The 12,732-nt window shown below is 65.9% G+C and carries 15 protein-coding genes and 1 pseudogene; 5 read left to right on the top strand and 11 right to left on the bottom strand.

What is annotated here, in order from left to right; all coding sequences use genetic code 11:
- Positions 1 to 887 (bottom strand): threonine synthase (thrC, locus tag QZ281_RS11690; protein WP_292228541.1); only part of this gene is annotated, 887 nt, incomplete at its 3' end.
- Positions 888 to 1,109: 222 nt separating this feature from the next.
- Between thrC and QZ281_RS11685 the strand changes: the two genes are divergently transcribed.
- On the top strand, positions 1,110 to 2,057 hold the full coding sequence (locus tag QZ281_RS11685; protein ID WP_292228539.1) for an aspartyl protease family protein: 948 nt from the start codon (positions 1,110 to 1,112) through the stop codon (positions 2,055 to 2,057).
- A gap of 193 nt (positions 2,058 to 2,250) precedes the next feature.
- Here QZ281_RS11685 and pgm read toward each other — a convergent pair whose 3' ends face one another.
- The 5 genes and pseudogenes from pgm to QZ281_RS11660 form a co-directional block, all read right to left on the bottom strand.
- The gene (gene pgm, locus QZ281_RS11680) at positions 2,251 to 3,888 is read right to left on the bottom strand and encodes a phosphoglucomutase (alpha-D-glucose-1,6-bisphosphate-dependent) (RefSeq protein ID WP_292228537.1); all 1,638 of its coding nucleotides are present in this window, start codon (positions 3,886 to 3,888) and stop codon (positions 2,251 to 2,253) included.
- Between the two features lie 110 nt (positions 3,889 to 3,998).
- Positions 3,999 to 4,833 (bottom strand): annotated as a pseudogene (locus QZ281_RS11675) (neutral zinc metallopeptidase).
- A 64-nt stretch (positions 4,834 to 4,897) separates the two neighbouring features.
- Positions 4,898 to 5,020 (bottom strand): hypothetical protein, encoded by a 123-nt coding sequence (locus QZ281_RS11670; protein WP_292228535.1) that lies wholly within the window; start codon positions 5,018 to 5,020, stop codon positions 4,898 to 4,900.
- 14 nt (positions 5,021 to 5,034) lie between these two features.
- A complete protein-coding gene (locus tag QZ281_RS11665) occupies positions 5,035 to 5,325 on the bottom strand; it encodes a hypothetical protein (protein ID WP_292228533.1) in 291 nt (96 codons plus the stop codon).
- Positions 5,326 to 5,370: 45 nt separating this feature from the next.
- Positions 5,371 to 6,021 (bottom strand): methyltransferase, encoded by a 651-nt coding sequence (locus QZ281_RS11660; protein ID WP_292228531.1) that lies wholly within the window; start codon positions 6,019 to 6,021, stop codon positions 5,371 to 5,373.
- 128 nt (positions 6,022 to 6,149) lie between these two features.
- Between QZ281_RS11660 and QZ281_RS11655 the strand changes: the two genes are divergently transcribed.
- From QZ281_RS11655 to QZ281_RS11645, 3 genes are all read left to right on the top strand, one after another.
- Positions 6,150 to 6,557 carry a hypothetical protein gene (locus QZ281_RS11655; RefSeq protein WP_292228530.1) on the top strand — a complete coding sequence of 136 codons (408 nt, stop codon included), beginning with the start codon at positions 6,150 to 6,152 and terminating at the stop codon, positions 6,555 to 6,557.
- A complete protein-coding gene (locus QZ281_RS11650) occupies positions 6,554 to 6,754 on the top strand; it encodes a helix-turn-helix transcriptional regulator (RefSeq protein ID WP_292228528.1) in 201 nt (66 codons plus the stop codon). Before QZ281_RS11655 ends, QZ281_RS11650 begins: the two co-directional genes overlap by 4 nt.
- 230 nt (positions 6,755 to 6,984) lie before the next feature.
- Positions 6,985 to 7,905: an alpha/beta hydrolase gene (locus QZ281_RS11645; RefSeq protein WP_292228526.1), complete on the top strand. Its 921-nt coding sequence runs from the start codon at positions 6,985 to 6,987 to the stop codon at positions 7,903 to 7,905.
- On the opposite strand, the gene QZ281_RS11640 is transcribed toward QZ281_RS11645, so the two are convergent.
- The 5 genes from QZ281_RS11640 to QZ281_RS11620 all read right to left on the bottom strand — a co-directional run bounded on the left by QZ281_RS11640 (position 7,906) and on the right by QZ281_RS11620 (position 11,575).
- The gene (locus QZ281_RS11640) at positions 7,906 to 8,736 is read right to left on the bottom strand and encodes a DUF3298 and DUF4163 domain-containing protein (RefSeq protein ID WP_292228524.1); all 831 of its coding nucleotides are present in this window, start codon (positions 8,734 to 8,736) and stop codon (positions 7,906 to 7,908) included.
- Between the two features lie 11 nt (positions 8,737 to 8,747).
- Positions 8,748 to 9,746, bottom strand: a complete 999-nt coding sequence (locus tag QZ281_RS11635; RefSeq protein WP_292228522.1) for a UbiA family prenyltransferase — start codon at positions 9,744 to 9,746, stop codon at positions 8,748 to 8,750.
- A gap of 94 nt (positions 9,747 to 9,840) precedes the next feature.
- Positions 9,841 to 10,623, bottom strand: coding sequence for a DUF2807 domain-containing protein (locus QZ281_RS11630; protein WP_292228520.1), 783 nt, complete (start codon positions 10,621 to 10,623; stop codon positions 9,841 to 9,843).
- On the bottom strand, positions 10,620 to 11,228 hold the full coding sequence (locus QZ281_RS11625; protein ID WP_292228518.1) for a DUF1700 domain-containing protein: 609 nt from the start codon (positions 11,226 to 11,228) through the stop codon (positions 10,620 to 10,622). The genes QZ281_RS11630 and QZ281_RS11625 overlap by 4 nt, the downstream gene beginning before the upstream one ends.
- Entirely contained in the window at positions 11,225 to 11,575 is a 351-nt protein-coding gene (locus tag QZ281_RS11620) for a PadR family transcriptional regulator (RefSeq protein WP_219354865.1), read from the bottom strand. The genes QZ281_RS11625 and QZ281_RS11620 overlap by 4 nt, the downstream gene beginning before the upstream one ends.
- A 238-nt stretch (positions 11,576 to 11,813) precedes the next feature.
- Between QZ281_RS11620 and coxB the strand changes: the two genes are divergently transcribed.
- Positions 11,814 to 12,732 (top strand): cytochrome c oxidase subunit II (gene coxB / locus QZ281_RS11615; RefSeq protein ID WP_292228514.1); only part of this gene is annotated, 919 nt, incomplete at its 3' end.

Genomic DNA, 12,732 nt, shown 5'->3' with positions numbered 1-12,732 from the left:
CGGCGCCGCTCGTGGACGAGGGCGCGAGCCAGGGCGTCGTTCTGATTGACGGCGGCGACAAAACCCTTGGCGGGCAGGCCCATGCGCGTGGCGGCGATGCCGGCGAAGGCGTCGCCGAAATTGCCGGTCGGCACCACAAAGGTCACCGCCTCGCCCAGTTGGGCCGTGGCCGAGACATAATAGGGGATCTGGCCCGCCAGACGCGCCCAGTTGATCGAGTTGACCGAGGACAGACGCCCCGCCTGACGCAGGGATTCCTCGGCCAGCAGGCCCTTCACCAGACGCTGGCAGTCATCGAAATCGCCGCGCACGGCCAGGTTCAGGACATTGTCGGCTTCGACCGTCGTCATCTGCTTGCGTTGAACCGGCGACACGCGGTCCAGCGGGTGCAGCACGACCAGATTGACCGACTTGGCGCCCGCAAAGGCGCGCACGGCGGCGGCGCCGGTGTCGCCGGAGGTGGCGGTCAGGATGGTCAGGCGTTCGCCCGAGGCGGTCAGCGCCTCATCGGTCAGGGCGGCGACCAACTGCATCGCCAGATCCTTGAAGGCGGCGGTCGGGCCGTGGAACAGCTCCAGCACGAACAGGCCGGGCTCCAGTTCGACCAGGGGCGTCACCAGCGGATGGTCGAACCCGGCGGTCAGGCGGTCCAGCGCCCGGTCCAGCGCGCCGTCAGGCAGGGCCTCGCCGATGAAGGGCGAAATCGCTTCCAGCGCGATGGTCTTGTAGTCGGCGCCCTTGGTCCAGGCGTCGGACGAAAGCGTGGGCCAGATGGTCGGCATATAGAGGCCGCCGTCGGGGGCGATGCCGCGCAGCAGGGCGTCGGAGAAGTTGGTCTCAGGCGATTTGCCGCGGGTCGAGATGTAACGGGCGCTGGAGGTGCTCATGATGTCTGAGGTCGTAGCCAGACGGGGCGGCGGCGTCATCCGCTTTTTGGGCGATTTTGTCGGGTTTTTACGGGTTTGCGTCTTTCGCTCCGCACATCGCGGCGTGTGGTGGGCGCGCGATGCAAAATCCTGCCTGAAATCGGTGTCGCGAGGACGCGTTGTGGGTGCGCGGGACCATTCCCCCGCTGGCGTCGCGCTCCGTGACAGTCCATGGGATTGGTCATGAGACGACGCGATCTTCTGATCCGGCTGGGGCTGATCGCCGGGGGCGTGGGCGGGGCCTGGTGGCTGCGCGACCATGTGCTGTGGCGTGAACCGAAGATCGTGTTTCCTGCGGATGGATCATCGGGCTGGCTGGCCTATGCCGAGCCACGCGCCACGACGCCGACGGTCGAGGTGACGATCAACGGTCAGAAGCTGCGGGCGCTGATCGATTCTGGCGCCCAGTATTCGGTCATAGACCGTTCGCTGGTCGCGGTGCTGGGCCTGACCCACATGTTCAATATCCCGATGGTGGCCTACGGCGTCGGCGGCGAGGCGCAGGTGGGGCGCGGCACGACGCTGGATGTGGCTGTCGGCGGGATGCGTCTGGAGGGGCTGAGGGCGGCCATTCTGGGGCTGGGGCCGTTGGCCAGCGCCGATGGTCTGGAGGCGCCGCTGATCCTGGGGCAGGACGTGCTGCGCAACCTGGTGCTGGAACTGGACACGACGCAGAAACGGGTCCGGTTCCTGAGGCGCGAGGGCTGGACGCCGTCGCGTGATCTGGCCGCCGTCGAGGTGGCGCGTGCGGGCAAGGCGCTGCAGGCCTCGATCACGGTCGAAGGAGCGGTGGTTGAGGCGGTGGTGGACACCGGGGCCTCGGCCTTGCTGGCCGTCACGCGAGAGACGGCGGAGGCAGTCGGCCTGATCGACGGCCGTGAACGGACACCGGGTCAGAGCATCGTTCTGGGCGGGGTGGTCGGGGCGGAGACGGTCACCGTCCGCACCCTGACCATCGGCAATGAACTTCATCGCCAGGCCTCGGTGGCCATCTATGACAATGTCGCCGTGCCGGGGTTTCCCAAGGCCTTGATCGGCATGGCGGCGTTTGAGGATCGGCGTGTGGTGCTGGATCTGGGCGGGCCGAGGCTGTTCATGACGCGCCCGCTGGAGATTACGGTGGGGCGGTAGCCGACCCAATCTTTCGTCATTCCGGGCGAGGGGCCCCTTGGCCCGCAGACCCGGAGCCCAGCGGCGCCGTCAGGCGAAATCCAAACGCCGCACGGCGTTTCAGTACAGAGCCCGCGACAGGCTTGCGCTCGCGCGTGCCGCTGGGTTCCGGGTCTTCGCTGCGCTCCGCCCGGAATGACGAAAAAGGAAGGCGTCAGCCCTTCAGCGCCGTCGCCACTACGTCCCGCGCCTCGGCCTGCACCTGGGCCAGATGGTCGGGGCCGTGGAAGGATTCGGCGTAGATCTTGTAGACATCCTCGGTGCCGGACGGGCGGGCGGCGAACCAGGCGTTGTCGGTCGTGACCTTCAGGCCGCCGATGGGTTCGTCTTTGCCGGGGGCCTTGGTCAGGATGGCGGTGATCGGTTCTCCGCCCAGCGCCTTGGCTGTCACGTCTGACGGGCTGAGGGCGGCGAGGCGGGCCTTCTGCTCGCGGTTCGCAGGCGCATCGACACGCGCATAGGCGGGGGCGCCGTAGCGGTCGGTCAGGCCCGCGTAGAGCTGGCTGGCGCTCTGGCCTGTGCGGCCCTGAATCTCGGCGGCCAGCAGGCACAGCAGGAGGCCGTCCTTATCGGTGGACCAGACGGTTCCGTCGCGGCGCAGGAAGGAGGCGCCCGCAGACTCTTCGCCGCCAAAGCCGACGCTGCCGTCCAGCAGGCCCGGCACGAAATATTTGAACCCGACGGGCACTTCCAGCAGGCGACGGCCCATTCCGGCGACGACCCGGTCGATCATGGATGAGGATACCAGCGTCTTGCCCACCGCCACCTGCGCGCCCCAGTCGGGACGGTTGGCGAACAGATAGGCGATGGAGGCAGCCAGGAAGTGATTAGGGTTCATCAGCCCGCCGTCGGGCGTGACGATGCCGTGGCGGTCGGCGTCGGCGTCATTGCCGGTGGCGACGTCATAGGTCGCGCCGCCCTGCATGATCCTGATCAGATTGGCCATGGCCGACGGCGAGGAACAGTCCATGCGGATCTTGCCGTCCGTATCCAGCGGCATGAAGGCCCAGCGCGGATCAACGGCCTCATTGACGACGGTCAGGTTCAGGCGGTGACGATCCGCGATCTGACCCCAATAGGCGACGGCGGCGCCGCCCAGCGGATCCGCGCCGATACGGACCCCTGCGTCGCGGATGATGTCCAGATCCAGCACGCTGGGCAGGTCGTCGATATAGGCGCTCAGAAAATCGAACCGGCCCGCCTCGGCATAGGCCTTGGCAAAGGGGACGCGGCGCACCTCGGTCAGGCCGTTCTCGATCAACTGGTTGGCGCGGGCGGCGATGGCGCCGGTGGCGTCGCTGCCTGCCGGGCCGCCAGAGGGGGGATTGTATTTGATGCCGCCGTCGCGGGGCGGATTGTGCGACGGGGTGATCAGGATGCCGTCCGCCTGGCGCGTATTGGCGCGGTTGTAGGTCAGTATGGCGTGGGACACGGCGGGCGTCGGGGTGAAGCCGTCGCGCGCGTCGATCAGAACCTCGACCCCGTTGGCGATCAGCACCTCCAGCGTCGTGCGCCAGGCGGGTTCGGACAGGCCGTGCGGATCGCGCCCGACGAACAGGGGGCCGCTGATACCCTGCGCCGCGCGATACTCTGCGATCGACTGGGCGATGGCCAGAATGTGCGTCTCGTTGAAGGCGCAGTCCAGGCTGGACCCGCGATGGCCCGAGGTGCCGAAGACAACACGCTGGGCCGGGTCGCTCATGTCAGGTTTGATCGTCTGATAGGCGCCCAGCAGGGCGTTCAGGTCGATCAGGTCTTCGGGTCGGGCCAACTGGCCAGCGCGGTCATGCATGGGAGCAGTCTATAGGTCTGGGCGTCGGGTTCAACGCATGAGCGGAAAGGCGGACGTCAGGGTGACATCCGCCTTATGGCCAAGCTTTGCAACCGTGGGGTTACAGTCGGTCAGGCGCCGCTGAAAGTGTCGCAGGCGGCTGGATCGCCCGACTGATAGCCGCGCTGAAGCCATTCGACACGCTGGGCCGATGAGCCGTGGGTGAAGCTTTCGGGTGAGACACGCCCGCCCGCCCGACGTTGCAGGGTGTCGTCGCCGATGGCCTGTGCGGTCTTCATGCCTTCCTCGATGTCTCCGGGCTCCAGGGCGACCTGGCCGTTGGAGACGGCGGAGGCGTTCTTGGCCCAGACACCTGCGTAACAGTCGGCCTGAAGCTCCAGCGCCACGGAATACTGGTTGGCCTCGCCCTGACCGCGAGCCCGCTGTTGGGCGCGGCGGACCTGATCGGAGGTGCCGGTCAGGGTCTGGACATGGTGGCCGAACTCGTGGGCGATGACATAGGCGCGGGCGAAGTCGGCGCCGGACGCACCCAGTTTGGTCTCCATCTCCTGCCAGAAGCCCAGGTCCAGATAGACCGTCTGATCCGTCGGGCAATAGAACGGCCCCATCGCCGCCTGACCCATGCCGCAGCCGGTCTGGGTGCCCTGGGTGTAGATGACGACCTTGGGCGGGGTGTAGCCCTTCAGCTTCTGGGCCCAGACGTCATTGATATTGCCGCCGATCACATCGACGAACCGACCGGCCTGATCCTCAGGCGTGCCGACCTGGCCCTGCTGTTCCGAAGCGCCGACGCCGCCTAGCTGGCTGGCCAGCTGGGTCGTCGTCGAGGGATCAATGCCGAAGAAGAAATAGCCGATTAGGGCCAGAACCCGCGATGGCGCCGCCGCCCATGCCGCGCCGATCCTCGACGCCGCCGCCGCCCGTCCGTCCGCCTTGCCAACGCATGTGCGTTTCCCCTCGTCTGATGACCTAAGCTAGGCCCGAACGCGGGTGAAAGGGAAGGGATGCGTCAGTGCGGACGATCCAGCCAGTCGTCGATCTGTTTCATGCCGGATTGGGTCTGGTCCAGACGCGCCGCAGCGCCTTCACGAAGACTGCGCTCCTGCTCCAGAGAATACAGCGGACGGGCCACGTGCCAGTCGCCGATCAGGGGGTTGTCGGACGGGCCTGCGGCGCAGGCGTCAGCGTCGGTTGGCGCGCGGCCTCGATCTCAAGGCGGCGCAACTGGGTTTCGGTCTGAAGCTGGCGGGCGAAGGCGGCGTTGGCCTCGGCCTGATTGCGCAACCGGTCGTTCTCATAGCGGTGTTGGTCGGCGATGGCCGCAGGGGCGCCGCCCGGATAGGCCGCATAGGGTGGCTGATAGGGCGGATAGGTCTGGGCCAGCACAGGCGTGGCGCTGGCCGCCATCAAGGCCGTCAGGATCAGGAACCGTTTCATTGGCCGGATATGGGGATGGCCAGCGCCTCGCCAAGCGGCGCCGCATCAGGGCATGGACCAGACGGAGGCGCGCTTGATCTCCTGATCCTCCAACTCCCGCGTCGTCGGAACGCGATATTCCGCCAGGAAATCCAGCCCTGTGCGCGGAAAATAGGTCCGCCCCGGATCACCGATCAGGACGCGGGCGCCTGAAGCGCGGGCCTGCGCCAGCCAGGCCAGAACCGTCTCGGTCATCGGTTTTTCGTAACAGATGTCGCCCGCGCAGATGACGTCCACCTCGGGCGGTGGGTTGTCCAGCAGGTTCCGGCCGGTGAAGCTCAGGGGCACCGTATTGGCCTCGGCGTTGGCGGCGACGGCCGCCTCGCAGAAGGGGTCGATGTCGGCGCACAGCACCGAAGCCGCGCCCGCCTTCATCGCCGCCACCCCGACCAGGCCCGATCCAGCGGCGAAATCCAACACCCGCTTGCCCGCAACCTCATGCGGGTGATCCAGAATATAGCGGCTCAGCGCCTGTCCGCCTGCCCAGGCGAAGGCCCAGAAGGGCGGCGGCACGCCCATCTCCCCCAGTTCTTCTTCGGTCAGACGCCAGATCGGCGTGATTTCGTCGGCCAGCCACAGCGAAATCTCCGGCGCGTGCGGCACGGGCTGAAGCCGCGTGTTCTCGCGGATGAAGGCGGCGGGGTCAGCGACGGTCATTCGCCTGAATAGCCTTGTCGGGAGATGGCGAGAAGGGCGGGATGAAATGTTCGGCGTGCCTGACATAAAGTCAGGTTGACATTACATTTGTTCGATGTCAGGTTGGCCTTACAGAAAGGGAGGTGACAATGTCGGAAAAAGTCAAATCCACCACGCCTGCACATCGGCGTTACATCACCAGAATGATGGCCTTCACGGTCCCCTATGTGGCGATCTGTGTGGCCATGATGACCACCAACGCCTTTGACGAAATCATGGGCAAGCCCATTGCCTGGGTTCTGGCGGCGGTGGTGTCCGCGCCCGTGATCGGCCAGATCTGGGCCTTCCTGTCCTTCATGCATGAAAGCGATGAGTTCGTGCGCGGGGTGATGACGAAACAGTTTGTCCTCGCGACGGGCCTGACCCTGGGCGTTGCGGCCTTCTGGGGCTTTGGCGAGAGTTTCGCTGGCGCCCCGCACATCCAGACCTGGCTGGTTCTGCCGCTGTTCTGGGCGATGTTTGGCGTGGTGTCGCCCTTCATCAAGTCCAGCAAATGAAGAACAGGCTGAAACTGCTGCGGGTCGAGCGCGGCTGGACCCAGGAACAGCTGGGTCAGGCGCTGGGGGTGTCGCGACAGGCGATCATCGCGCTGGAGACGGAACGGCACGATCCGTCGCTGGATCTGGCCTACCGCATCGCCGCGACGTTCGAACGTCCGGTGGAGGATATCTTCGAGAACCCCCACGCGGGCTGACTAAGGTCCAATCGGGCTCCATTCACCTTGCCCCACTGTTAGTCATTCCGGGGCTGAGCGCAGCGAAGAACCCGGAACCCAGGGCGGCAGTCATGCTGCTGAACAGGTTTCACGTCGGTTGCGTGCTTCCTGGGTTCCGGGTTCGTCCTATGGACGCCCCGGAATGACGGTTCTGGGTTGAGTGTCGATCCTTCTACAAAGTCAGAATAACCTTACATCAGGAGACTGCAATGAAGTTCGTCCTTCCGGGCGCGCGCCCGGTGTTGTGCGCCCTGTTTCTGGCCTGCGCCGCCGTTGCACCGGTTGACGCCGCACCTGCGGGCGCTGAAACCATGACGGCTGCGCCCTTTGTCTCTGACCGGCTGTCGGTCGAGGTGGTTGGGGCGGGGCCGGACGTGATCCTGATCCCCGGTCTGGGGTCATCCCGCGAGGTCTGGCGGGCGACGGCGGATCGGCTGAAGGCCACGCACCGGGTGCATCTGGTGCAGTTGGCCGGGTTCGCGGGCGAGCCGTGGACGCATGGCGACGGGGCCTTTGTCCAGCCAGCGGTCGATGAACTGGCTCGCTACATCCGGGATCAGGGCCTGAGCCGACCTGCGGTCATCGGGCATTCGCTGGGCGGGCTGAGCGGTCTGTTGCTGGCGCAGCAGCATCCCGATCTGGTCGGGCGGCTGATGACGGTGGACAGCCTGCCCTTTTACAGCGCCATGTACGGACCGAGCGCCACGGCGGACAGCGCGCGGCCCTTCGCCGATCAGGCGGCGGCCATGATCATCGGCGCTGATGATGACAGCTTCCGCACCCTGCAGACGCAAACAGCCCAAAGCCTGTCGAAGACGCCCTCGGAACAGGACCGGATTGTCGACTGGTCGATGGCCAGCGACCGCCACGCCCTGGCCTCGGCCATGAAGGATGTGATGACGACGGACGCACGGCCCGGTCTGGCCGCCATGACAACGCCGGTGACGGCGCTCTACGCCGCCGACGCGGACGGCGGGCCGCCGCCTGCGCTGGCCGAGGCTGTGTGGAGCCGTGAGTATTCGGCTCTGCCGGGGGTACGGCTGACGCGCGTGGACGCCAGCCGTCACTTCATCATGGCCGCCCAGCCGCAGAGGTTTGCGGAGCTGGTCGACAGGTTTCTGACCGAATGATCAGTTGCGGGGCGTCACGTCCCCGGCCTTGACCGGGGCGCCCGCGAACTCGTCGGCGTAGGCGGGGGCCAGCAGGCTGCGGAAGGCGGCCTGCGGCACAGCCAGCCAGTAGTCGCCGTCAGAGTGCGGGCCGATCTGGTAGGAATCGAACAGGAAGGTGATCCCACCGATCTTGCCCGGCGTCGAACCCGGCGTCAGGAAGAAGGGCGTCGCGCTGGCCTTGGGGCAGGACCACATGCCCTTGGCGCCGACGCTGACGCGCTCCGATCCCGGCGAACGGGCCTGTTTGGCGGCGTTGGCCGCGTCGCACAGGGCCTTGTCCAGAACCGACAGGTCGGCGCCCGGACGGAACAGGTCGTTGACGCTGATCCGCTTCTTCAGGCCCTTGTCCCAGATGACCGAGGCATAGGTCTGATTGGGGTGGGCGCCGCCGGTGTATTCGAAGTTGGTGCGGGCCAGGCTGAACAGTTTGGCGCTTTCGCCACCCTGCGAATAGGTGATCGACTTCTCATACGGGTTGGGGCCTGCGCCCGCCTCGCTCAGGTCGGCCTGGGCGCCTTCGGAGAACTGGTTCAGTTCGCGCACAGCATCGGCGTACAGCGGGCCTTGCAGTTCCGGCTTGTCGGTCACGCCTGCGGGAAGGGCCAGCTTGACCGTCGCATACTGGTTCTTGCTGTCATAGGCGGTCGGCGTGGTGCTGGCGGCGGCCGCTGCGGGCGCCTTGTCCGGCGCAGGTGCGGGCGCGGCAGGCTTTTCATCGCGGCGCTGGCAGGCGGCCAGAGTGGCGGTGACGGCGACGGCGATCAACAGGGTGCGGGTGGAGAGAGACATGCGGCGCTCCTTCATGACGACAGGCCGATGGAACCGAGGACGATGGCGGCGAGCAGGATAAACCCAGCTTCGCGGTTAGACCGGAACAGAACGAGCGCACGGGCGGGATCGTTGCGGTCGATGCGAACTATTTGTCGGATCAGGTGCGCGGCGTAGAGGGCCAGGCCCAGGAAGAACAGCGGCCCAAGACCCGCCGCCAGACCGGCTGCGCCTGCAAAGGCTGCGGCCAATCCATAGAAGGCGGCGACGCCGGGTTGCACAGCCGAGGCCAGCCGACGGGCGGATGACTTGACCCCCACCATGGCGTCATCCTCGATGTCCTGCAGGGCGTAGATGGTGTCGTAGCCCAGGGTCCAGAAGATGCCGCCGATGTATAGAGCTACACTTGCGCCTGCGATGGCATCTGGGCCGAAGCAACTGGTGATGGGCGTTATGCCTCCGTCGATGGAGGGAATGCTGCGCACGGCGGCAACAGCGGCAGCATAGCCCATCAATGCGCCCCAGTTGAAGGTCAGGCCCAGCCAGGCCTGGGGCCACCAGGTGATCCGCTTCATGAAGGGATAGGCCGCGACCAGGATCAGCGATCCGAAGCCAAGTATGATGGCAGGTATGGGGAGGGTCAGCAGGATCAACAGGCTGATCAGGCTGCATCCGATCACGAAGGCCAGCGCCTGTCTGACGCTGATCAGACCGGCGGGAATGGGACGCAGGGCCGTGCGGGCGACCTGGGCGTCGATCTTGCGGTCCACGATGTCGTTGAAGGCGCAACCGGCCGAGCGCATCAGCACAGCGCCTATGCCGAAGCCGACGAACAGCCACAGGTCATACAGGCCGGGCGCATGACGATACTGGGCCAGCGCCAGCGCGATCCCCTGCCAGCCGGGCAGCAGCAGCAACCATGTGCCGATGGGGCGATCCAGCCGCCCCAGCTTCAGCCACGGCTTCAGCCCCTCCGGCGCGTGGCGGTCCACCCAGTTGGAGCCTGCATCGGGAAGGGGCGCGGAAGTCATGGTTGTGACTTAACGGGAATGGAGCAGGGGGTGAAGGGCGAAGAAAAAAGGCGGGAGCCTTGCGGTCCCGCCTTTTGCCCTCGTGCGGCTGAGATCAGCCTTGCGAGATCGAGCCTGAGCCCGAGACATTGGTGACCAACTGGGCCGGGCGGGTCGACAGATCGACGTCGCCGGAGCCGGAGATGGTGATGCTGGCCTTGCCTGTCGGGGCGATCTGGGCCGTGCCGGAACCGGCGACGTTCACGGTGGCGTCGGTCGTCTTCAGGTCGTCCAGATAGGCGTCGCCCGAGCCGGAGATGCTGAGGTCCAGCGCATCGGTGCGGCCCGTGACAGTGACATCGGCGGAGCCGGAGATGGCCACCGCCAGAGACGGCTGGTCGAAGTTGGTCACCGACAGGTCCGATGATCCCGACACCTCGAAGCGGCGTACGTTGGGCGTGGTGACCACGACCTTCAGTTCGTCGCGTTCGGAACGGGCCGACAGCGTGCCGTTGTTCCAGCCGAAGACGACACGTTCGTCGCCATTGGCCAGATAGAGGCGGCCGTCTTCAAGGCGGACCCGGTCAGCCAGACCCTTGGGGCCGGTGATGACGACGGTGTTTTCCGGTCCCTGGACATATTCGACGTTGATTGCCGATTCGATTTTCAGGGCTTCTCCGCCGGTCCAGGGCAGGGAGCGGGTGGTGATGGGGCCAAGATCCTCGGTCCCGCCGCCCTTGATCCGTTCGAAGCGGACGCTTTCGCCATTGTTGTCTTTCAGGGTCCACGACCAGCCGTGGCGCTGGAGGTCGTGGCCGCCGAGGGCGGCTGCGCCGCCCAGGGTGACCAGGCACAGCACCAGGGCGGCGCCGGCGATGATGAACAGGGTGCGGATCATGCCGAGGCTCCCGAGGCGGGGGTTGAGGATTGGGCTGCAGCCGCCTGCGGCTCAAGCGCGGGCTTCAACAGGCGGTAATGCAGACGGGCGTACCAGACGGTGGCGTTGACCAGCCAGATGGTGACGATGGTCAGAAGGGCGCCGATGAAGACGGACCCGGCCATCAGGCCCAGTCCCATCAGTATGGCGGCGAACGGACCGCCAGGGAAACCGGCGAACGGCCCCGCGACCATGACCACGCCGCCTCCGATGAACAGGGCGATGGCGGCGATGAAGAAGCCGAAGATGGTCCCGACCACGCCCATGGCGATGGGCAGCAGGATCAGGATGTCGATGGCCCCCAGACCCAGCACCGCGAAGATGGCGCCCGCAGCGGCGGAGGGGTTTTTCTCCTGATGCCAGCGCTGGATGCCGGCCTCGGCCTTCAGTTCGCGGGCCAGCCGGACCGGGTCGCCCAGAGCGGCGGCGACTTCGGCTTCGGTGCGGCCAGCGGCCAGACCGTCGTCGAAATGGGTCTCATAGTCGGCGATGATGTCGGTGGCGGTGGTGGTCGGCAGGCCGACCAGGCCGTCTTTCAGACGGGCGATGAATTCTGCGCGCGTCATTGAGCGGCTCCCTCCTTGGCGGCGGCGTCCTTGGCCAGAATGGCGTCGACGGCCTGTGTGAATGTGGTCCATTCGGCGGATTGGGCGGCCAGGGCCCCCCGGCCCGCATCGGTCAGACGATAGTATTTGCGCGACGGTCCGGCGGATGATTCGACCAGATAGGTCTCCACCAGCCCGTCGGACTGCATCCGGCGCATCAGGGGATAGATGGTTCCTTCCCCCATGCCGATCGCATCAGCCAGTCGGCTGGCGATCTCGTAGGCGTAGCTGTCCGCCTGGTTCAGAAGGGCCAGGACGCACAGTCCCAACGCCCCCTTCTTCAGCTGTATCTCGATGGTTTCAGGCACCTCGGCGTCTCCTCTGGTGGGGATTGAGTACGGCAAGGTATCTTGCCATGCAAGGTAGCTGTTCAAACATGACACCGATTTAATCTGGGCGAATGAGTGGCGACTTCTCGGCGCAGGTGCGTTGATCGCTTGGCAAGCCTAAACCGATCCGATAGGTGACCGTGATCGACAGGCGTGGAAAATGCGCCAGTGTGATTACTTGCGAACTATTCGCAAGTGTCTGCTGCAGAACGGTTTTATGGGGAAATCTCGTATGGGGATGGGCACACGAGCCCGAGGAACGCTCAAGGGCGCCGTCGCCTCGACGGTCCTGGGCGCCGGCCTGGCGATCTTCGCCGCTGCGCCGACCTGGGCGCAGGATCTGATGGGTCAACCGACGCCGGGCGGCATCGGTCTTCAACCAGCGGCCGCGCCGCTGAAGCATGACGCCATCTGGTTCCACGACATCATTCTGATGCCGGTCATCACAGCCATCACCGTGCTGGTGCTGGGTCTGCTGGCCTGGATCGTCTTCCGCTACAACCGCCGGACCAATCCGGTGGCTGCACGCTGGAGCCACAACACACTGATCGAAGTGATCTGGACGGTTCTGCCCGTCGTGATTCTGGTCTTCATCTCGCTGTTCTCGTTCCGCCTGCTGTTCGCCTATCACGACATGCCGACGCCGGACCTGACGGTGAAGGTCACGGCCAACCAGTGGAACTGGGGTTACGAATACCCGGATCAGGGCGTGTCGGAATACATCTCCAACATGCTGCCGGAAGATCAGCTGGCTGAACGCGGCCTGCCGCACAGCGTCTATCGTCTGGCTGCGACCGAACCGATGGTCGTGCCGGTCGGCAAGACCGTTCAACTGGTCATCACCGCTTCGGACGTGATCCACGCCTTCGCCCTTCCGGCCTTTGGTCTGAAGATCGACGCCGTCCCCGGCCGCATCAACACCACCTGGTTCAAGGCTGAACGCACCGGCGTCTTCTATGGCCAGTGCTCGGAGCTGTGCGGCGTCGATCACGCCTTCATGCCGATCGAAATCCACGTCGTGACCCAGGCCGAGTTCGAACAATGGATCGCCTCCAAGGGCGGCTCCATGACGCCGAAGGTCGCTGAGGCGCCTGCTGCTGCTCCGGCAGTGGAGGCCGCTCCGGCCGCTGAAGCTT

This window comes from Brevundimonas sp., assembly GCF_018608325.1.
Classification (GTDB): domain Bacteria; phylum Pseudomonadota; class Alphaproteobacteria; order Caulobacterales; family Caulobacteraceae; genus Brevundimonas.
This window is presented reverse-complemented; position numbering and strand designations above follow the sequence as displayed.